The sequence below is a fragment of the Rhizobium sp. CECT 9324 genome (assembly GCF_918741265.1).
Taxonomy (GTDB): Bacteria; Pseudomonadota; Alphaproteobacteria; order Rhizobiales; family Rhizobiaceae; genus Allorhizobium.
Window position 1 is genome coordinate 1688116 of sequence record NZ_CAKKMZ010000001.1, and the last position, 17465, is coordinate 1705580.

Sequence of the window (17465 nt, forward strand, 5' to 3'; positions counted from 1 at the left end):
CGGAAGGTCTGCCCGGACCCTCGGCCGGCCCAAAACCCTTGACGCGACGGCCCGAAAGGCTCAGGACCGGGGCGAGACAAGGGCAAATCGGCCTTTGCTGATTGATGGTCGATTTGACTGAAAAGAACAAGAAGAATTGCGTGCGGAGCGTTCACGATGGCCATGACACCAGAGATGACAACGGACATCAGCCATGACACCGGCCCGGACAACATCAATGAAAACATCAATGACACCGTCAATGGCGACGTCAAAGGCGGCATGAGGGAGATCCCGTACTGGAAGACCAAGGGCCTGACCGAAATGAGCCTGCCCGAATGGGAAGCGCTGTGCGACGGCTGCGGTCTCTGTTGTCTCAACAAGCTGGAGGACTGGGACACCGGCGAGGTGGCCTTCACCTCCGTTGCCTGCACGTTGCTCGACGGCGAAAGCTGTCGGTGCAGGGACTATCCCAACCGCCAGAAGATCGTGCCGGACTGCATCCAGCTCACCCCCGACCAGGTCGACACCATCGTCTGGCTGCCACCGACCTGCGGCTACCGCCTCGTGCATGAGGGCCGCGACCTCTACTGGTGGCACCCGCTCGTTTCCGGCGATCCCGAAACCGTGCACGAGGCCGGCATATCGGCCCGCGGCCGCACGGTCTCGGAAGACGATGTCGATGTCGACGATTTCGAGGATTATCTGGTCGACTGGCCGATGACGGTGGGCGACGGAGCGGAGTAGGGCGGATAGGGGGAGCTACCCGCCTGATCGCCATCACCGTCTGCCGGTTCAGCCGGCCTGCGGCAGCCTTGCGATCACCTTGATTTCGAAGTCGAACCCGGCAAGCCAGGTGACGCCGAGCGCGGTCCAGCTCGGATAGGGCGCTTCGGGGAAAATACGGTTCTTCACCGCCATGATCGTGTCGAACTGGTTTTGCGGATCGGTGTGGAAGGTCTGCACATCGACGATGTCGTCGAAGCCGCAGCCGGCGGCCTGCAATACCGCCTCGAGATTGCGGAACGCCTGTTCCACCTGTTTTTCGAAGTCGGGTTCGGCGGAGCCATCTTCGAGGCTTCCGACCTGGCCGGATACAAAGAGGAAATCGCCCGAGCGGATGGCGGCCGAATAGCCATGCGCGTCATAGAGCGCGTGCCGGTTGGCCGGGAAGACTGCGTCGCGTTTTGTCATTGTCGGATCCTTTCGTGATCGCTTGCACGCATCGGAGGGTCACGTGAACCGGTGTGACTTCCCGTCATCAACCGGCGGTGCTATATCCGGTGACATACGATGCGTATGTGGAATTGATATTCACATACGCATCGTATGTCAAATTCAAATACGCAACGTATGTGAGAAGGCGTCGCCATGGCTGCCAAGCGGCTGGAAAAGATGGAAGAAAATCGCGCCCGGCTGATCGCTGCGGCGCGCCGGGCCTTTGCAGTCAGGGGTTATGCGGCGGCGTCGATGGACGAACTGACCGCAGAAGTCGGCCTGACGCGCGGCGCGCTCTACCACAATTTCGGCGACAAGCGCGGCCTGCTGGCCGCCGTCGTCCACCAGATCGACAGCGAGATGGCGGCCCGCGCCAAGGCGGTCGGCGCAAGCGAGGCTGACGGCTGGCAGGCGCTGCTTGCCGAGGGTGTCGCCTATATCGAGATGGCGCTTGACCCGGAGATCCAGCGCATCGTCCTCCTCGACGGCCCCGCGGTCCTCGGCGACCCGTCGCAATGGCCAAGCCAAGACAGTTGCCTCGTCGCGACCCGGCAGGCGATTGCCGACCTGCTGGAAAAAGGCGTCCTCAAACCGGTCGATGCCGAGGCCGCCGCGCGGCTGGTCAGTGGCGCCGCCCTCAACGCAGCGTTATGGATCGCCGCCAGCGACCACCCGCACGACGTCCTGCCCAAGGCCATCGAGGCGTTTCGCGCGCTCGCGTCGGGACTGTTGAAAGAGGCTTGAGCGCGACGCGGGGCGGCGACTGTTCCGCGTGATGACAGAAGTGGCGATGGAAGTATCGGGTGGGGGACTAGGGGGCATCGCCGAGATCCGCCATCAGGGCGTGACGCATAGCGGTGCGCGCCGGTACCGGCGCGATATCGATCGGCGCGTCTGCCTGCCTTGCCCCTCATCCGGCTGCCGCCACCTTCTCCCCGTTTTGACGGGGAGAAGGCGCAGCTGGTCGTCGTTCTGCCCCGATCAACGACAGTCGCAGCACTTGCCTATGTCGGCCAGTCGGGGCCGGGATGTCCACGGTCCTCGTCCTTCTCCCCGCTTGCGGGGAGAAGGTGGCGGCAGCCGGATGAGGGGCGGTTGATCAGACGTCACCCCATCCCGAGAAACACCGCCATATTCCGCGTGACGGTCAGCAGGGTCTCGTCGTCCACCCGTCCGATCACCGCGCCTATTCGCTCGCGCTTGACCGCCATGATCTTGTCCACCATCACTTGCGAGGGCCGCACCAGCCCGTTTTCAGGCGCAGGCGCCAGATCTGGTCGCAGCAGCGGTGCATCGACGAGTGTGCTGGAAATCAAAAGGACAGCGAGGGTGCCCGTTTCGGCAAAGGCGTCGGCCTGGACGATCAGGGCGGGGCGCGGCTTGCCGAAATCGCCGGACATCGCAACCGTGACGACGTCGCCGCGTCTCAAGTCTCATCCTCGGAAAGCCCTGCTGCAAGATCGGAAAACGCAGCATCGAGCAGGTCCTGCAGGTCGCGATCGCCGGCATCCGCTGCCGCCACCTGCAGCGCCTGCCGCCGGCATTCCTCGATGAAACCCGGCCGGCGCGTATCCGGCACCCAGATCTGCACCGGCCTCAGCCCGGCCGCGCGCATTGCCTGTCGCCGCTTTTCCACGCGTTTGCTGACAGATGTCGCCATGGATAGCTCTCCAAAGTGAAGAAGTTACATGTAACATGCTTCTGGCGACGCTGCAACACAGCGGCAAACATGGAGCAGAAGTCGGGGGCGTTATGATTTGCGAACGTCATGCATATGCATTACATTGTTCGCATCAAACGGAGTTTCGCCATGTCATCCAACGCGCTCGTCCAGACCCGGATTGATCCCGACATCAGAGACCGGGCGGCTGTGGTTTTGGAACGCATGGGCCTGACGGTGTCCGACGCCGTGCGCATTCTGTTGACCCGCACCGCCAATGAGGGCGCCTTGCCGCTGGAACTGCTCGCCGATCCGCAAGAGCATGATGCCTGGTTTCGCCGGAAGGTCTTGGAGGCTTTGGAGGATTCGCGTCCTGATATCGAGGATGAGGACGTCGAGGCGCATTTTGCCGAACGGCGGCAGAAAGCGCGCGGCAAGCTGGGTGGTGAGGCGCTGTGAAGCTCAAATGGTCGGCCTATGCCCTGGCTGACCGTGCATTGATCTTCGACTATATCGAAGCCGAAAATCCGCGTGCGGCAATCGACGTGGACGAGCGCATCGCCGCGGCCATCGGTAGGCTCCGGGACTTTCCCGAAAGCGGTCGGCCCGGCCGTATCGAGGCAACGCGGGAGATCGTTATCAGCGGGACGCCTTACATTGCGGCCTATGCTGTTCTTCATGACCGCATCCGGGTTCTGTGTGTTCTGCATGGCGCGCAACGCTGGCCGGATGCGTCGCCGGAAACGTAAACATCCCACAAAATTTCCCCACCCACCCCTTGACCCTCCCATGATGGGAAGGTCCATGTAGGGGGCAGAGGTGAATGACCATGAACATGCAATCAAGACCAGACTTTGTCACACCAGACGTTGCCCTCCAGCCCGGCGTCCAGACCCTGCAGATCCGCGTCGACGGCATGAGTTGTGCGTCCTGCGTCAAGCGGGTCGAGACGGCGGCGGCGAAGGTCGAGGGCGTCGCGGCGAGCGCGGTCAATTTTGCCACCGAGACGCTATCCGTCACGCCGGGGCAGGGCTTTTCCGCCGGGGCACTGGTCAAGGCGGTGCGCGATGCCGGTTATCAGGCAAGCGTCGCGGTGATCACCCTCGATATCGAGGACATGACCTGCGCCTCCTGCGTCGCGCGGGTGGAAAAGGCGCTGAAAACCGTGCCCGCGGTCGAGGACGCATCGGTCAATCTGGCGAGCGGCAAGGCGCTGGTGACCGTGCTTGGCGGCAAGGATGCCGTGCCGGCTTTGGTCAGGGCGGTCGAAAAGGCCGGCTACAAGGCGAAGGTTCAGGCGGAAGCAGGCGAGACCGACCATCGCGAACAGGCCAAGGAACGCGAAATCGCCGTCCTGAAGCGCGATTTCCTGATCGCGCTTGTCTTGTCGCTGCCGCTGTTTGTCATGGAAATGGGCAGCCATCTCTATCCGCCTCTGCATCACACGCTGATGGGCATATTTCCCGGCAACACCCTGTATTATCTGCAGTTTGCGCTAGCGACGCTGGTGCTGCTTGGCCCCGGCCGACGCTTCTTCGCCAAGGGTATTCCGGCCCTTTTGCGGCTGGCACCCGACATGAATGCGCTGGTCGCGCTTGGCACCGGGGCTGCCTATCTCTATTCGCTGGTGACGACGTTTGCGCCCGGTCTGCTGCCGGTCGAAGCCCGGCATGTCTATTATGAGGCGGCCACCGTCATCGTCACGCTGATCCTGCTCGGCCGCCTGCTCGAGGCCCGCGCCAAGGGCCGGACCGGGGCGGCGATCCGCAAGCTGGCGGGCCTGCAGGCAAAGACCGCACGGGTCGAGCGCGATGGCCAGACACTCGATCTGGACGTCGGTCAGGTCGTGGTCGGCGATATCGTCGTGATCCGTCCGGGCGAGCGCATTCCGGTCGACGGCGCGGTGATCGACGGCACCAGTGCGGTGGACGAGGCGATGATTTCCGGCGAGCCGATCCCGGTCGAAAAAGGGCCGGGGGCAACCGTCATCGGCGGCACGGTCAACGGGTCCGGCAGCCTGAGGTTTACCGCCACCGGCGTCGGCGCCGACATGATGCTGTCGCGCATCATCCGCATGGTAGGTGAAGCCCAAGGCGCCAAGCTGCCGATCCAGAAGCTGGTCGACCAGGTGACGGCCTGGTTCGTGCCGGCGGTGATCGCGGTGGCACTCGTCACCTTCGTCGTCTGGCTGGCCGTCGGGCCGGAGCCTGCCTATACCTACGGACTGGTTGCGGCCGTTGCCGTGCTGATCATCGCCTGCCCCTGCGCCATGGGGCTCGCCACCCCGACCTCGATCATGGTCGGCACCGGCAGGGCGGCCGAACTCGGCGTGCTGTTCCGGAAGGGCGAGGCGCTGCAGACACTGGCCGGCATCGATACCGTCGTCATGGACAAGACCGGCACGATCACCAAGGGGCGGCCGGAACTGACGGAGATTGTCGTGGCCGAGGGTTTTGACGAGGCCGAGGTGCTTGGCCTTGTCGCAAGCCTTGAGGCGCGCTCCGAACATCCACTCGCCGACGCGATCGTCCGGGCGGCCGAAGGGCGCGGGCTGATCCGGCAAGCGGTCGAGACCATGCAGGCGGTGCCGGGCTTTGGTCTCATCGGAACCGTTGCCGGCCGTTCGGTCGCCGCCGGTGCGGATCGCTACATGGTGAAGTTGGGGCTCGATGTGACGCCGCTCTCGGGGCGTGTTGCCGAACTGGCCGACCAGGGCGCAAGCCCGCTGTATGTGGCGATCGACGGCCGGCTGGCAGCGGCACTGGCGGTGGCCGATCCGCTGAAGGAGACCAGCGTTGCGGCGATTGCGGCGCTGAAAACGCTTGGGCTGAAGGTGATGATGGTCACCGGCGACAATGCCCGCACGGCACGCGCGATTGCCGCAAGGGCCGGCATCGATGATCTCGTCGCCGAGGTTCTGCCGGAGGGAAAGGTGAACGTGATCAAGGACCTGCAGGCAAAAGGCGCCAAGCTCGCCTTTGTCGGCGATGGCATCAATGATGCGCCGGCGCTGGCCACGGCCGATGCCGGCATTGCCATCGGCACCGGCACGGATGTCGCGATCGAAAGCGCCGATGTGGTGCTGGTCGGCGGCGATCTGGCCGGTGCCCTGCATGCCATCGAACTGTCGCGCAAGGTGATGCGCAATATCGGCGAAAACCTGTTCTGGGCCTTTGGCTACAATGTGCTGCTGATCCCGGTCGCTGCCGGCGCGCTCTATCCGGCCTTCGGCTGGATGCTCTCGCCGATGGTCGGGGCCGGCGCGATGGGCCTGTCGAGCGTGTTTGTGCTGTCGAATGCATTGCGGCTGAGGCGGGCAAGGGTGACGGATGTTGCCATCATTGCGTCCCCCTCATCTGCGAAATCTAGCACTTAGCTGACGCTAAGATGCTGATTTCGCTTCTTCTCCCTCCAGGGGAGAAGAAAGGCCCCTCCCGGGGGAAAAGAAAGGCGGCGGCGCACGCGGGGCTTTTCCTCTCCCCTGGAGGGAGAGGACAGAAAATCACGATCTTAGCGTCAGCTAAGTCGTAGATTTTCTTGGTGAGGGGGCTTTGTCATCCAGGATCGATAACATGGGCGGAAAAAACCAAGGAGAAACAGATGAATATCGGTGAAGCCTCGGCGGCCTCGGGCGTTTCGGCCAAGATGATCCGCTATTATGAGGAGATCGGCCTGATCGCGCCGGCCGGGCGCACGGCCTCCAATTACCGGGTCTATGACGAGGACGAGGTCAACCGGCTGCGGTTTGTCAGGCGGGCCCGCAAACTCGGCTTTTCGCTGGAGGAAACCGAGCGGCTGTTGAAGCTCTGGGCCGACAAGGAGCGGGCGAGCGGCGAGGTCAAGGCGCTGGCGGTCAGCCATATTGCCGACCTGCAGGTGAAGATCGCCGAGATGCAGTCGATGGTCGATACGCTCAGCCATCTGGCCGACAGCTGTCATGGCGACACGCGGCCGCATTGTCCGATCCTCGCCGACCTTGCCGGCAAGCCGCTGCGGCAAAAGGCCGGGGGCGGGGCGGGGAAAAATGCTTGACCTTGCCATCGGGGCAGGGTGCAGAAGCATGGCGGTGGTCTGACCGTAAAACTGGGCAGGCTCGACCGGACAGGCGCTCGCACAGGCATAGGCACATCCAGGATCGACTGGAAAAGCACCGAGTATTGAAGGAGTTGGAATTGAGCATGAAAGCAGAATTTTCGGTCGAGGACATGACGTGCGGCCATTGCGAAAAGGCCGTCACCCAGGCGCTCGCCGACGCGCTGCCGGGGGCTGCCGTGCTGATCGACCTCGTCGGCCACAGGGTGAGCGTCGAGGGCGACGCGGGCAAGGCCGAGGCAGCGATCCGCGACGCAGGCTATACGCCGGTCAGGCTCTGACAGGGCGCTTTTCGGAGCCAGTTGCCCGACCGTGTAGCGTTGCCGGCCCGGCCCGAGTGCAGATCGGGAGCGCTGGTCTGTCGGGAGTGCCGATCTAAAGGGAGAGCGGCGGCTGCTGAAATCCGTGCGCCCGGCCAACGGGGGGCTCAGACCTGATTGGCGCTGGGAAGGGGCGCAGGTGTAAGGTGCGCGCAGGAAGACGCGGGGGAAGGCGCGTTGGCGACTGTCTTAGGGCTGCACGGTCAGGTCTCCGTGGTGTCTTTGTGACAGCAAGAGCGCAGGCGGGCCGGGCATTTTTCTGCGGAAAGTGACAATCCTCTCAATTTTTAGCGGTTCTCCGGTCTAATTTAGAAAGTTGTTTGTATGACAAGCGGGTTTCGTGTCGGACGCGCCACGCGTTTGCCGACAACCGAGGTTGGATATGCAGGGATTGAAACGGGGTGGTGCCAGGGCGGACTGGCTGTTGCGGATGAGCGCCGATGTCGAGGCGGCGCATGAGCGCGCCTATGGCGCCATGCGCATCGTGCATCTGCGCCAGACGATTCTGGTCGGGCTTGCGGTCTACAATGTCTACAACCTGACCAGCCTCTATCTGATGGCCGATATCCAGGCCTGGACGGTGTTTTTGCGGCTCGGCGTGCTGACGCCCGGTTCGCTGCTGGTCTTTTTCCTGGTGCCGCGCCTGCCGGTGGCCTGGCGGGAGGCGATCCTGCTGCCGGGCGTCATGGTCGCCAGCCTGCTGCCGCTCTATCTGCTCTGGCTGTCGCAATCGCCGCTGGCCACCTATACGATCGGCGAATTGCCGCTGGCGCTGGTCTTCGGCAACATGCTGCTGGTACTGCGTTTCCGCTATGCCGTGCCGTTCACCCTGATCACCTGCGGCGTCGCCATCGCGGTGGTGAAGACTAAGGTCGGCATCGATCCGGCGCTGCATTTCCCCTTTCTCGTGCAGATCGTCACCGGCGCCTTTCTGACGCTTTATGCCAACTGGCATGTCGAGCGCGTGCGTTGCCGGTCCTTTCTGGCCGAGAACGATGCGCGCCGCCGTGCTGACCGGGCCGAACGCCTCGGCGACCGGCTGCGCGACCTGTCGCGCACCGACACGCTGACCGGCATCGCCAATCGCGGACATCTCGACGAGACGCTGGCTGGATGGCTGGAAGAGGGTTCCGAGGTGCTGGTGATGATGGTCGATGTCGACCACTTCAAGCCCTATAACGACCTGCTCGGCCATCCGGCCGGCGACGAATGCCTGAAGCTGGTGGCCCAGCGTCTGGCCGATTATGCCCGCTATTATGACGGCTTTGCCGCCCGTTATGGTGGCGAGGAATTTACCCTGATCTTTCAGATGGATGCGGCCAATGGTGGATCCTTCCTCGCCGACCGCGTGGTCAAGGCGGTGCGCACGCTCGCCATTCCCCATCCGGCCCGCACCGACGGGCTCTCGGTGGTCACCGTCAGCGCCGGCTTTGCCGGCACGCAAGAAGGATTGCCGCGCACGGCCGCCGACCTGATCACCCGCGCCGACGACGCGCTTTACGAGGCCAAGCGCCAGGGCCGCGACCGGTCACGGGCGGCGTAAAAACACAATATAGGAAAATAATCCTTGACGGCGTGACGCTGCTTTGCTAGTGTTTAGTCATGGTTGGAAATCCGCGGATGCGGCCGGTCTGGTTCGGTATTGACGTTTGAAGCTCGGGGTCGCCCGGGCTTTTTTGTTTTCTGGAGGTCTGACATGATCACCGATGACGAGGCTGTGGATCTGGCGCTTTTGCTGCCGCTGGAGGTCAAGTCGGCCGATGAAGCGGAGCTTGGCGCGCAACATGACGCGCAAATTGGCGCCAACCGCGAACTGGCGCGATTGCTTGCCGATTTCACCCTCGAGATGCGGGCGCAGTTCGACCTCTTCCGCCGGCTGCGCGCGGCGGCCGAAGCGTTGCTCGATGGTGCCGACGAGGCATCCGCCAAGCTGGCGCGCGCCGATATCAAGGCGGCGACCGATGCGATCGCGCTGATCATCCGCACGCTGGAAAAGATCGACAGCCTGCAGCGGCAATTGGCCCGCGACCGGACTGAGGCCGACGAGCGCCAGCAATTGAGCCAGGATCCGGAGGCGTTGCGGCAGAAGCTGGCGCTGATGATCGAGGCGCGGGTGGCGGAGCGGGTCGATGTCGAACTGGCCGCGCGGGCGCCGCCGTGAGGGGGGTGGAGTTTTGGGTCGGCGGGATTTTGGGTTGGCGGCTGGTCCCCCTCATCTGCGAAATCTGAGGTTTAGCCTTCGGCTAAGCCCTCGATTTCGCTTCTTCTCCCTCGAAGGGGAGAAGAAAGGCGTTGCGGTTGTTGCAGAAGGTGGATGACAAGTCTGCACCGCGAGGCACCCCATGGCTGGGGTTCCAAGGGTGAACTTGTGTTTCAACGGGCTTTTGGCACAATCTCGAAAAGAGGTTTCGCCATGTCCAGGACCTTTCCGCCACTTGTTCGCAGCCGAGCGCGATCGATGCGCCGGGACGCGACGGATGCCGAGGCGATCGTCTGGTCGCATATGCGCAATCGCCTGCTGAACGGCTTCAAGTTTCGCCGGCAGGTGCCAATCGGTCCGTATATTGCGGATTTTGTCTGTCAGGAGCGAAGGCTTGTCGTGGAACTGGACGGGTTTCAACATGCGGAAGACGGCCGAGATCTGGTCCGCGACCGCTATCTGAACACCGCTGGCTACCGGGTTTTGCGCTTTTGGAACCAGGACGTCTATTCCAGTCTCAACGATGTACTTCGCCATCTTGTCGAGGTTCTCGAGGGGCGCGCCTGAGCGCAAGGCCTTGCTTCTCCCCTTGAGGGAGAAGAAGCGAAATCGAGGGCTTAGCCGCAGGCTAAACGTCAGATTTCGCAGATGAGGGGGCTTTGTCGGCGATGGTATGTCCCCCTCACCAGGAAAATCTACGACTTAGCCTTTGGCTAAGATCGTGATTTTCCGTCCTCTCCCTCGAAGGGGAGAGGAAAGGCGTCGAGATTGTCGCGGCGCTATCGCCAGGCATCGGGAGTGGCGATGACCAAGAGCAGTGGGGAGCGGGTGCAGAGCAGCCAACAGCGCAAGGCGACTGGCATTTTGGATGAATTTTCATCGGGTATGGCCACTGTCAATGCGTGTCGCACCATGGCGGTGGCCTCGGCAAGGGCAGTAGCGGAGGCGATCGGTGGTGCTTTGGTACCGGCTCGCAAAGTTTCCGATCTGCAGGCACTGGATCTGGCCGGCACGCTCGCCGATCTCGACCCGGCAGCCCTCGCTTTTCTGCTGCGCGACTGGTCGCTGGTCGGCCGCACCGAGCAGCAGCCGCCGCAGGGCGACTGGCTGACCTGGCTCATTCTCGGCGGGCGCGGTTCGGGAAAGACCCGCGCCGGGGCCGAATGGGTGCAGGCGCAAGTGTTGGCGGCCGGGCGGCGCACGGATCTGCGCATCGCGCTGGTGGCCGAGACGCTGGGTGATGCGCGCGAGGTGATGATCGACGGCGCTTCGGGCCTTGCGCGACTTGCCGGGCCGATGGTGCCGGAGGTCGAGATCAGCCGTAGGCGGCTGGTCTGGCCGAATGGCGCAATTGCCCAGATCTTTTCGTCGGAAGATCCCGAAAGCCTGCGCGGGCCGCAGTTTCACCTGGCCTGGTGCGACGAACTGGCGAAATGGAAACATGCGGACGCGACATTCGACATGCTGCAGTTTGCCCTGAGACTCGGCGACCGGCCGCGCCAGGTGGTGACAACGACGCCGCGCGCGGTGCCGCTGTTGAAACGGCTGATCGCTGACGCGACGACGGCGCTGACGCGGATATCGACGGCGGGCAATGCCGGCAATCTGGCGCCGGGTTTCATTGCAGCGCTGGATGCCCGCTATGGCGGCACGCGGCTTGGCCGGCAGGAACTGGATGGCGAACTGATCGAGGATCGGCCGGACGCCCTGTGGAAACGCGAGCGGCTGGACGAGATTGTCGTCAAGGTGACCGAACCCTTGCGCCGCATCGTGGTCGCGGTCGATCCGCCGGCCGGCGGCGCATCGTCGTGCTGCGGCATCGTGGTCGCCGGTTTGAAGGACAATGGCCAGGCGGTGGTGCTTGCCGATGTCTCGGTCGAGGGCGCAAGCCCGGCGGTCTGGGCGCGCGCGGTGGTGTCAGCCTTTCGCCGTTTCGAGGCCGACCGGGTGGTGGCCGAAATCAACCAGGGCGGCGACATGGTGGCAAGCGTACTCACCGGCATCGAGGCGTCATTGCCGATCTCGACGGTCCGGGCGACGCGCGGAAAGTTTCTCCGCGCCGAACCGGTGGCAGCACTTTACGAGCAGGGCCGGGTGGTGCATGCGGCCCGGTTTTCGGCAATCGAAGACCAGATGTGCGATTTCGGCCCGGATGGCCTGAGCAGCGGCCGTTCGCCCGATCGGCTCGATGCGCTGGTCTGGGCGCTGACGGCGCTGATGCTGGAAGGCGGCGGCGAGCCGCGCATTCGGGGGATTTGAGCGGGCGCTATGGTTTTGGCGTGGGTGTTGTGTTGGCGTGGGCGTCTGCCCCTCATCTGCCTGCCGGCATCTTCTCCCCGTTGTGACGGGGAGAAGAACGGCTGGGGCTGGCCTCGCCTTTCCATGGCCGGCAGACGGTCGGCCTTCCCGCTCCCCGCCTGCGGGGAGAGGGGCAGGGTGAGGGGCAGGGGCAACACCGAGAGCAGGTCGCGATAGAGGGGCAACGCCCAACGCTGATCGAGATCAGGGTGGCAGGGGCGAAGGACTATCGGCCCCGGCGAAGTAGGCTCGCGGAAACTGCACCCGATCAAACCGCAATCGACAACAAAAAACCGGCGCCTTTCGGCGCCGGTCTGAAACTTGAGCGGTGGATCGCTTATTTCGAAGCGGATGACGGCTGGGCCGAACTTGTGCGCATCTGGCGCCACTCGTTTTCCAGGCGTTCCAGCACATGGGCCGGGATGGTCGAAACGGCCGAAGCCTTGGTCTGGGAAGCGGTATTCGTCTGCATGTCTATCCTCCTCGCGTTGGAAGTCTGTGCCTCAAACGTCCTTGTGGGGGGAAAGTTCCACAGTGTTAAATCTTTGTAAATATAGGCCGAAGCCCCTTTAAACGATTGAATTTTCTTCAATCGGTTTAAATCCGCAGATTTTTTCAGGGCCGGCTGCGCGCGCTTGACCAGAGCCATTTTTTCACCCGCCAGACGTGAGGGATCGCCATGCCGATCGCGAGAAAAACCTTCTTTGCCGGCGTGCGCGCGGCCGTGTTCGGCGGCCGGCTGACGACTGAACAGGTGGCGGGCATGGAGATGATTCTCGCCCGTTTCGAGCGGCGCGGCTGGGGTGATCCGCGAAGCCTTGCCTATATGCTCGCCACCGCCCATCACGAGACGGCGGCATGCATGCAGCCGGTGCGCGAGACATTGGCGACGAGCGACGACGCGGCAATTGCAATTCTCGAGCGTGCCTGGCGCGGCGGCCGGCTGCCCTGGGTGGCGACACCCTATTGGCGGCGCGATGCCGACGGAAAGAGCTGGCTCGGCCGCGGCCTGGTGCAATTGACGCACAAGGCGAATTATGCGGCGATGAGCCGGGTGACGGGTGTCGATCTCGTCGCCGATCCCGACCGCGCGCTGCAGCCCGACGTGGCGGTGACGATCCTGCTGGCCGGCATGACGGAGGGCACGTTTACCGGCCACCGGCTGAAGGACTATTTCGACGGCCAGAAGGCCGACTGGATCGGCGCGCGGCGGATCATCAACGGGCTGGAGCGGGCGGCCAAGGTGGCCGCGACCGCACGGCTGTTCGACGCGGCGATCCGGGCGGGGCTGTAAGCGTGCATGTCGGCCGGCTGCGGCATTGAGCGGATGGGCCGGCCATGCTATCGCGCCGCAGCATTGATCTGTTGCCGGGAGCTCGCCATGATCCGCCATATCGTCTTCTTCACCGTGCGGCCGGAAAATCTGGAGGCCGTGCGGTCGGGGCTGTCGATCCTGACCGGTATTCCGCATGCGAGAACGCTGGAGATCGGCACCAATGTGAAGACCGATCAGTTCGACCAGGGCATCGACCTTATCGTCTATGGCGAGTTTGAAGATGCGGCAGCTTTGGCCGCCTACAAGGCGCATCCGCTTTATCAGGAGAGCATCGACCGGGTGAAGCCGCTGCGAGAGGCGCGGTTTGCGGCGGATTACGAGGTTGGTGCGGCGGTGACCGAGGCGATCTGAGCGGCTGGCGTTCCGGCTGAGGTTTGGGGCTGTGCTTTGGGGGCACCCCCCTCTGTCGGCTACGCCGACATCTCCCCCTCAAGGGGGGAGATCGGCGGACACGGTGGGCGCTTTTGTTTGTACGACGTCTTTTCTGTGATGCCGGCTGAAAGTTTGACGATGGTTTGGGGCATGGCCGTGCCGAGGATTGATCTCCCTCCTTGTGGGGGAGATGCCCGGCAGGGCAGAGGGGGGTAACCACCTGCCGCCGTGTTCGCATCCCCGACCGCCGGCCGAAACGCCATTTGCGCATTACCACCGTTCCTCCACGATCAACGGAGACACTGCATGAAACTCCCGTTCCGACTGCCCTGGGTTACAGCCAGGGATCGACGACCCGTGCCGGATCAAAAGGCGCTGACCGGTCCGATGACCGGCGCAATGACCGGCCCCCTGGCGCTGATTGCCGGCGAAGGGCAGGCGCGCTGGACCGGGCGCTCCTACGCAGCATTGTCGCGCGAGGGGTTCATGAAGAACCCGGTCGCCTATCGCGCGGTGCGGATGATATCAGAGGCGGCCGCCAGCATTCCCTGGCTGGCTTACCGGGATGCGGCCGAGCAGCCGGACCATCCGGCGCTGGCGCTTCTGGCGCGGCCGAACGCGGCGATGACGGGGCCGGATTTCCTTGAGACGCTTTATGGCCATCTGCTGCTGGCCGGCAATGCCTATGTCGAGCCGATCAGGCTTGGCGACCGGGCGGCCGAACTGCATCTGCTGAGGCCCGACCGGCTTTCGGTCGTGCTCGGTCCCGACGGCTGGCCCACCGGCTATGACGACCGTGCCGGCAGTGCCGTCCGGCGCATCGCCGTCGACGGGCTGCTGCATCTGAAACTGTTTCACCCGCTTGACGACCACCAGGGGTTTCCGCCCTTGGCGGCAGCCCAGGTGGCGCTCGACCTGCACAATGCGTCGGGCCGCTGGAACAAGGCCCTGCTCGACAATTCGGCCAGGCCCTCGGGTGCGCTGGTCTACCAGCCGAAGGAGGGCGGCAATCTTTCGGCCGACCAGTATGAGCGGCTGAAGACCGAACTCGACGAGGGTTATTCCGGCCCGATGCGCGCCGGCCGGCCGCTGCTGCTCGAAGGCGGGCTCGACTGGAAGTCGATGGGGCTTTCGCCAAAGGACATGGATTTTGTCGAGGCGAGGAATGGGGCTGCGCGCGACATCGCGCTCGCCTTCGGCGTGCCGCCGATGCTGATCGGCATTCCCGGCGACAACACCTATGCCAATTACCAGGAGGCCAACCGGGCCTTCTACCGGCTGACCGTGCTGCCGCTGGTGGCGCGCATCGCCGCCAGCCTTTCGGTGTTTCTCGGCGCACTCACCGGCGCTGCGCTGCGGCTGGAGCCGGATCTCGACACGGTGGCGGGCCTTGCCACCGAGCGCGACGCGCTCTGGGCACGGGTCGGCGCGGCGGGGTTCCTGAGCGACGAGGAGAAGCGCGAGGCGGTGGGGTATTGAGGGTGGGGTGGGGATGACGTCGATGGCGTGTTGTCGCGCCGGCATCAAATGATATCCTCGCCCGCAGGGGTTCCGTCACAAGGGCAGTTTATGAGCAAGATCACTCTCTTCGGCACCGACGACAGTGTCTATGTGCGCATTGCGCGCATGACGCTGCACGAAAAGGGTGTCGACTATGAACTGATGCCAATCGACATATTTGCGGTGGACAGCGTGCCGGCGAGTTATGTCGACAGACAGCCCTTCGGCAAGATCCCGTCATTCGAACATGACGGTTTCCGTCTGTACGAGACCGGCGCCATCACCCGCTATATTGACGAGGCTTTTCCTGGTCCCAGGCTGCAACCCGAAGACCCGAGGCGACGGGCACGGATGAACCAGCTGATCAGCATTGCCGATGCCTATATCTATCGCCCCCTTGTCTGGGGGCTGTATGTCGAGCTCGTTTCGAAGGCAGCAAGCGGCGAGCCGCCCGATCAACGCTGGGTGGGCGAGGCCCGCGAAAAGATGCCTGTCTGCCTCGGTGCGTTGTCGGATTTTCTCGCTGACAGCCTCTGGTTCTGTGGCGACGGACTGACGCTTGCCGATCTCTATCTCGCACCGATGCTCGACTATTTTCTGCTGGTGCCAGAAGGCGCGGACGCATTTCGCAAGATCGAAAACCTTCGGACTTGGCGTGACCGTATCGGCCGCCGGGAAAGCTTTCTGGCAACATGCCCGCTGACGCGGTCCTGAAAACATCTGGCAGCGGCGCTGCCGGGGGCAGCGGGTCATGAGGCAGTTGATAATCGGCGGTTGGGGAGAGGCGTCCGGCATCGGCCGTCGCTTGCTCAACCTGAATCGGAACCGCAAGCACTTCATCCGCCACATTGAGGCGCGGAATCAAATTCTCAGCTTTGGCGCATAAGCGATTCCATCGACTCGCAAAAACACCCGCACTTCATGTGCGACATGAAGCGGCGATCGGCGACTGGTGCCGGTTCTGTGCGGGGGAAAATTGCGCCGGCCGACGCCTACAGAGGCGGGATCGTTCAGGCCGGCGCGGCTCCAAGACTAAGCGTGAAAGATGAACAAATGACTGACTTCAGCCATGACGGCGGGGTGTTTTCCGCACGCCTGATCGGTGCTGTCGCGGGCTCCGCGATCTCGCTGGTCTATCTCCTGCCCAAGGGTCGCCGCGAGGCCGCCGGACGGTTGCTGACCGGCGTCGCCTGCGGGCTGATCTTCGGCGGACCGACGGGCGTGTGGTGCGCGACGCGGCTGGGGTTGGCGCAGCATCTGTCGGCGGCCGAGATCATGCTGGCCGGCGCGACGCTCGCCTCGTTCACCGCCTGGTGGGGGCTTGGCCTTCTGGTCCGGCTGACCACGCGGGCAGGGGGAAAGACGGGGATCTAGGGATCGGCGTTTGGCCATGCCGGGGCTGGCATACCCCGCTCTGCCCTGCCGGCCGTTCGTCACTGCAAACGGTTCACTGGATCGTTTGCTCTGCTGCGCAGACCATTCCTCACCCCCCACACGGGGGGAGATAGGATTGAGGGCAGGTCTTGGCTTGTCTGGGTTTTGGCGGGCCGGGATGTCACCCCACCCCGGACCTTCGGTCCGACCCTCCCCCTCAAGGGGAGGGTGGTGGCTGCGGTCGACCTCTCATTCCGTCGACTACGGCGCTCTCCACCTCCCCCTGGAGGGGGGAGGTCGACGCGCAGCGTCGGGTGGGGGTGATTTCGGCAGGGTGGAATGTGGGCCGGCCTCCCGTGGGTTCAACCCGGCCTGGGCGGTGAGAAGCCCGAGACACATCATCACAATCGCGAGGAGACAAAGATGCTGCGACCATCAAAGGCTGGGACGGGGGCTGAGGCCGGGACGGGTGCAGGAGCGGGGGCCCCGAGTTTCAAATATGCCGGGCTGGTGCTGAAGGGCGTCGCCGGTGACGGTACGTTTTCCGGTTATGCCAGCCTGTTCGGCGAGGTCGATCTCGGCCGTGACGCGATCGAGCCGGGTGCGTTCAGGGCCTCGCTCGCCAAGCGCGGCGCGGGCGGCGTGCGCATGCTCTATCAGCATGACCCGGCCGAGGTGATCGGCACATGGACGGCGCTGCGCGAGGACGAGCGCGGGCTCTATGTCGAAGGCCGGCTGGCGACCGATGTCGGGCGCGCCCGGGAGGTGCATGCGCTGATGAAGGCGGGCGCGCTCGACGGGCTGTCGATCGGCTTTCGCGCCGTCAGGAGCCGTGCCGACCGCAGGAGCGGCGTGCGCCGCATCCTTGAAGCGGATCTCTGGGAAATCTCGGTGGTGACCTTTCCGATGCTGCCGACGGCGCGGGTCTCCAACGTCAAGCATCAGCGGTTCTACCGCGACAAGGAAACCGAACTGGTCCGGCTGATGCGCCGGGCGGCACGGTCGATGGCAGGCAATCTCTTCATGAAAGGATGACGCGATGAACGAGCAGGGGATAGAGGAAAGCGGGATGGCGCAAGGGGCGGGTTATGGGGCAGGGCGACGGGCAGGCCAAAC

At 64.0% G+C, this 17465-nt stretch carries 21 protein-coding genes; 17 read left to right on the forward strand and 4 right to left on the reverse strand.

Annotation, left to right across the window (positions count from 1 at the left end):
* The first annotated feature begins 261 nt into the window (after nt 1-261).
* Complete coding sequence (locus LQ231_RS08320) at nt 262-726, forward strand: YcgN family cysteine cluster protein (RefSeq protein WP_230173288.1); 465 nt, start codon at nt 262-264, stop codon at nt 724-726.
* A gap of 48 nt (nt 727-774) precedes the next feature.
* Here the strand turns inward: LQ231_RS08320 and LQ231_RS08325 are convergent, their stop codons facing one another.
* A complete protein-coding gene (locus tag LQ231_RS08325) occupies nt 775-1173 on the reverse strand; it encodes a RidA family protein (protein ID WP_230170991.1) in 399 nt (132 codons plus the stop codon).
* A gap of 177 nt (nt 1174-1350) precedes the next feature.
* Here LQ231_RS08325 and LQ231_RS08330 point away from each other — a divergent pair, with 177 nt between their 5' ends.
* On the forward strand, nt 1351-1941 hold the full coding sequence (locus LQ231_RS08330) for a TetR/AcrR family transcriptional regulator (RefSeq protein ID WP_230170992.1): 591 nt from the start codon (nt 1351-1353) through the stop codon (nt 1939-1941).
* Between the two features lie 362 nt (nt 1942-2303).
* Here the strand turns inward: LQ231_RS08330 and LQ231_RS08335 are convergent, their stop codons facing one another.
* The gene (locus tag LQ231_RS08335; RefSeq protein ID WP_230170993.1) at nt 2304-2627 is read right to left on the reverse strand and encodes a type II toxin-antitoxin system PemK/MazF family toxin; all 324 of its coding nucleotides are present in this window, start codon (nt 2625-2627) and stop codon (nt 2304-2306) included.
* Nucleotides 2624-2857: an antitoxin MazE family protein gene (locus LQ231_RS08340; RefSeq protein ID WP_230170994.1), complete on the reverse strand. Its 234-nt coding sequence runs from the start codon at nt 2855-2857 to the stop codon at nt 2624-2626. The genes LQ231_RS08335 and LQ231_RS08340 overlap by 4 nt, the downstream gene beginning before the upstream one ends.
* 150 nt (nt 2858-3007) lie before the next feature.
* Here LQ231_RS08340 and LQ231_RS08345 point away from each other — a divergent pair, with 150 nt between their 5' ends.
* From LQ231_RS08345 to LQ231_RS08385, 9 genes are all read left to right on the forward strand, one after another.
* A complete protein-coding gene (locus LQ231_RS08345) occupies nt 3008-3316 on the forward strand; it encodes a type II toxin-antitoxin system RelB/DinJ family antitoxin (protein ID WP_230170995.1) in 309 nt (102 codons plus the stop codon).
* Nucleotides 3313-3606 carry a type II toxin-antitoxin system RelE/ParE family toxin gene (locus LQ231_RS08350; protein ID WP_230170996.1) on the forward strand — a complete coding sequence of 98 codons (294 nt, stop codon included), beginning with the start codon at nt 3313-3315 and terminating at the stop codon, nt 3604-3606. Before LQ231_RS08345 ends, LQ231_RS08350 begins: the two co-directional genes overlap by 4 nt.
* An 86-nt stretch (nt 3607-3692) precedes the next feature.
* On the forward strand, nt 3693-6233 hold the full coding sequence (locus tag LQ231_RS08355; RefSeq protein WP_230173290.1) for a copper-translocating P-type ATPase: 2541 nt from the start codon (nt 3693-3695) through the stop codon (nt 6231-6233).
* Between the two features lie 224 nt (nt 6234-6457).
* Nucleotides 6458-6889 carry a Cu(I)-responsive transcriptional regulator gene (gene cueR, locus LQ231_RS08360; RefSeq protein WP_230170997.1) on the forward strand — a complete coding sequence of 144 codons (432 nt, stop codon included), beginning with the start codon at nt 6458-6460 and terminating at the stop codon, nt 6887-6889.
* Between the two features lie 146 nt (nt 6890-7035).
* Nucleotides 7036-7230 carry a heavy-metal-associated domain-containing protein gene (locus tag LQ231_RS08365; protein ID WP_230170998.1) on the forward strand — a complete coding sequence of 65 codons (195 nt, stop codon included), beginning with the start codon at nt 7036-7038 and terminating at the stop codon, nt 7228-7230.
* Nucleotides 7231-7651: 421 nt separating this feature from the next.
* Nucleotides 7652-8812 carry a diguanylate cyclase gene (locus LQ231_RS08370; RefSeq protein WP_230170999.1) on the forward strand — a complete coding sequence of 387 codons (1161 nt, stop codon included), beginning with the start codon at nt 7652-7654 and terminating at the stop codon, nt 8810-8812.
* A gap of 153 nt (nt 8813-8965) precedes the next feature.
* Nucleotides 8966-9430: a hypothetical protein gene (locus LQ231_RS08375; protein WP_230171000.1), complete on the forward strand. Its 465-nt coding sequence runs from the start codon at nt 8966-8968 to the stop codon at nt 9428-9430.
* A gap of 252 nt (nt 9431-9682) precedes the next feature.
* A complete protein-coding gene (locus tag LQ231_RS08380; RefSeq protein WP_230171001.1) occupies nt 9683-10036 on the forward strand; it encodes a DUF559 domain-containing protein in 354 nt (117 codons plus the stop codon).
* A gap of 237 nt (nt 10037-10273) precedes the next feature.
* Nucleotides 10274-11728: a terminase family protein gene (locus LQ231_RS08385; protein WP_230171002.1), complete on the forward strand. Its 1455-nt coding sequence runs from the start codon at nt 10274-10276 to the stop codon at nt 11726-11728.
* Between the two features lie 376 nt (nt 11729-12104).
* Here LQ231_RS08385 and LQ231_RS27195 read toward each other — a convergent pair whose 3' ends face one another.
* On the reverse strand, nt 12105-12239 hold the full coding sequence (locus tag LQ231_RS27195) for a hypothetical protein (RefSeq protein ID WP_290371348.1): 135 nt from the start codon (nt 12237-12239) through the stop codon (nt 12105-12107).
* Nucleotides 12240-12446: 207 nt separating this feature from the next.
* On the opposite strand from LQ231_RS27195, the gene LQ231_RS08390 reads away from it, so the two are divergent.
* The 6 genes from LQ231_RS08390 (at nt 12447) to LQ231_RS08415 (ending at nt 17384) form a co-directional block, all read left to right on the forward strand.
* Nucleotides 12447-13061, forward strand: coding sequence for a glycoside hydrolase family 19 protein (locus LQ231_RS08390; RefSeq protein WP_230171003.1), 615 nt, complete (start codon nt 12447-12449; stop codon nt 13059-13061).
* Nucleotides 13062-13148: 87 nt separating this feature from the next.
* Complete coding sequence (locus tag LQ231_RS08395) at nt 13149-13454, forward strand: Dabb family protein (protein ID WP_113143871.1); 306 nt, start codon at nt 13149-13151, stop codon at nt 13452-13454.
* A gap of 327 nt (nt 13455-13781) precedes the next feature.
* A complete protein-coding gene (locus LQ231_RS08400) occupies nt 13782-14954 on the forward strand; it encodes a phage portal protein (RefSeq protein ID WP_230171004.1) in 1173 nt (390 codons plus the stop codon).
* A 90-nt stretch (nt 14955-15044) separates the two neighbouring features.
* Nucleotides 15045-15689, forward strand: a complete 645-nt coding sequence (locus LQ231_RS08405) for a glutathione S-transferase family protein (RefSeq protein ID WP_230171005.1) — start codon at nt 15045-15047, stop codon at nt 15687-15689.
* A gap of 339 nt (nt 15690-16028) precedes the next feature.
* Nucleotides 16029-16349, forward strand: coding sequence for a DUF6107 family protein (locus LQ231_RS08410; protein ID WP_230171006.1), 321 nt, complete (start codon nt 16029-16031; stop codon nt 16347-16349).
* Nucleotides 16350-16772: 423 nt separating this feature from the next.
* Nucleotides 16773-17384, forward strand: coding sequence for an HK97 family phage prohead protease (locus LQ231_RS08415; RefSeq protein WP_230171007.1), 612 nt, complete (start codon nt 16773-16775; stop codon nt 17382-17384).
* Nucleotides 17385-17465 lie beyond the last annotated feature (81 nt).

Excerpts from the sequence above, each read along its gene's own strand:
- LQ231_RS08320 (WP_230173288.1), top strand. The coding sequence starts at position 262 with ATGAGGGAGATCCCGTACTGGAAGACCAAGGGCCTGACCGAAATGAGC.
- LQ231_RS08325 (WP_230170991.1), bottom strand. The coding sequence starts at position 1,173 with ATGACAAAACGCGACGCAGTCTTCCCGGCCAACCGGCACGCGCTCTAT.
- LQ231_RS08330 (WP_230170992.1), top strand. The coding sequence starts at position 1,351 with ATGGCTGCCAAGCGGCTGGAAAAGATGGAAGAAAATCGCGCCCGGCTG.
- LQ231_RS08340 (WP_230170994.1), bottom strand. The coding sequence starts at position 2,857 with ATGGCGACATCTGTCAGCAAACGCGTGGAAAAGCGGCGACAGGCAATG.
- LQ231_RS08345 (WP_230170995.1), top strand. The coding sequence starts at position 3,008 with ATGTCATCCAACGCGCTCGTCCAGACCCGGATTGATCCCGACATCAGA.
- LQ231_RS08355 (WP_230173290.1), top strand. The coding sequence starts at position 3,693 with ATGCAATCAAGACCAGACTTTGTCACACCAGACGTTGCCCTCCAGCCC.
- cueR (WP_230170997.1), top strand. The coding sequence starts at position 6,458 with ATGAATATCGGTGAAGCCTCGGCGGCCTCGGGCGTTTCGGCCAAGATG.
- LQ231_RS08365 (WP_230170998.1), top strand. The coding sequence starts at position 7,036 with ATGAAAGCAGAATTTTCGGTCGAGGACATGACGTGCGGCCATTGCGAA.
- LQ231_RS08370 (WP_230170999.1), top strand. The coding sequence starts at position 7,652 with ATGCAGGGATTGAAACGGGGTGGTGCCAGGGCGGACTGGCTGTTGCGG.
- LQ231_RS08375 (WP_230171000.1), top strand. The coding sequence starts at position 8,966 with ATGATCACCGATGACGAGGCTGTGGATCTGGCGCTTTTGCTGCCGCTG.
- LQ231_RS08380 (WP_230171001.1), top strand. The coding sequence starts at position 9,683 with ATGTCCAGGACCTTTCCGCCACTTGTTCGCAGCCGAGCGCGATCGATG.
- LQ231_RS08385 (WP_230171002.1), top strand. The coding sequence starts at position 10,274 with ATGACCAAGAGCAGTGGGGAGCGGGTGCAGAGCAGCCAACAGCGCAAG.
- LQ231_RS27195 (WP_290371348.1), bottom strand. The coding sequence starts at position 12,239 with ATGCAGACGAATACCGCTTCCCAGACCAAGGCTTCGGCCGTTTCGACC.
- LQ231_RS08390 (WP_230171003.1), top strand. The coding sequence starts at position 12,447 with ATGCCGATCGCGAGAAAAACCTTCTTTGCCGGCGTGCGCGCGGCCGTG.
- LQ231_RS08395 (WP_113143871.1), top strand. The coding sequence starts at position 13,149 with ATGATCCGCCATATCGTCTTCTTCACCGTGCGGCCGGAAAATCTGGAG.
- LQ231_RS08400 (WP_230171004.1), top strand. The coding sequence starts at position 13,782 with ATGAAACTCCCGTTCCGACTGCCCTGGGTTACAGCCAGGGATCGACGA.
- LQ231_RS08405 (WP_230171005.1), top strand. The coding sequence starts at position 15,045 with ATGAGCAAGATCACTCTCTTCGGCACCGACGACAGTGTCTATGTGCGC.
- LQ231_RS08410 (WP_230171006.1), top strand. The coding sequence starts at position 16,029 with ATGACTGACTTCAGCCATGACGGCGGGGTGTTTTCCGCACGCCTGATC.
- LQ231_RS08415 (WP_230171007.1), top strand. The coding sequence starts at position 16,773 with ATGCTGCGACCATCAAAGGCTGGGACGGGGGCTGAGGCCGGGACGGGT.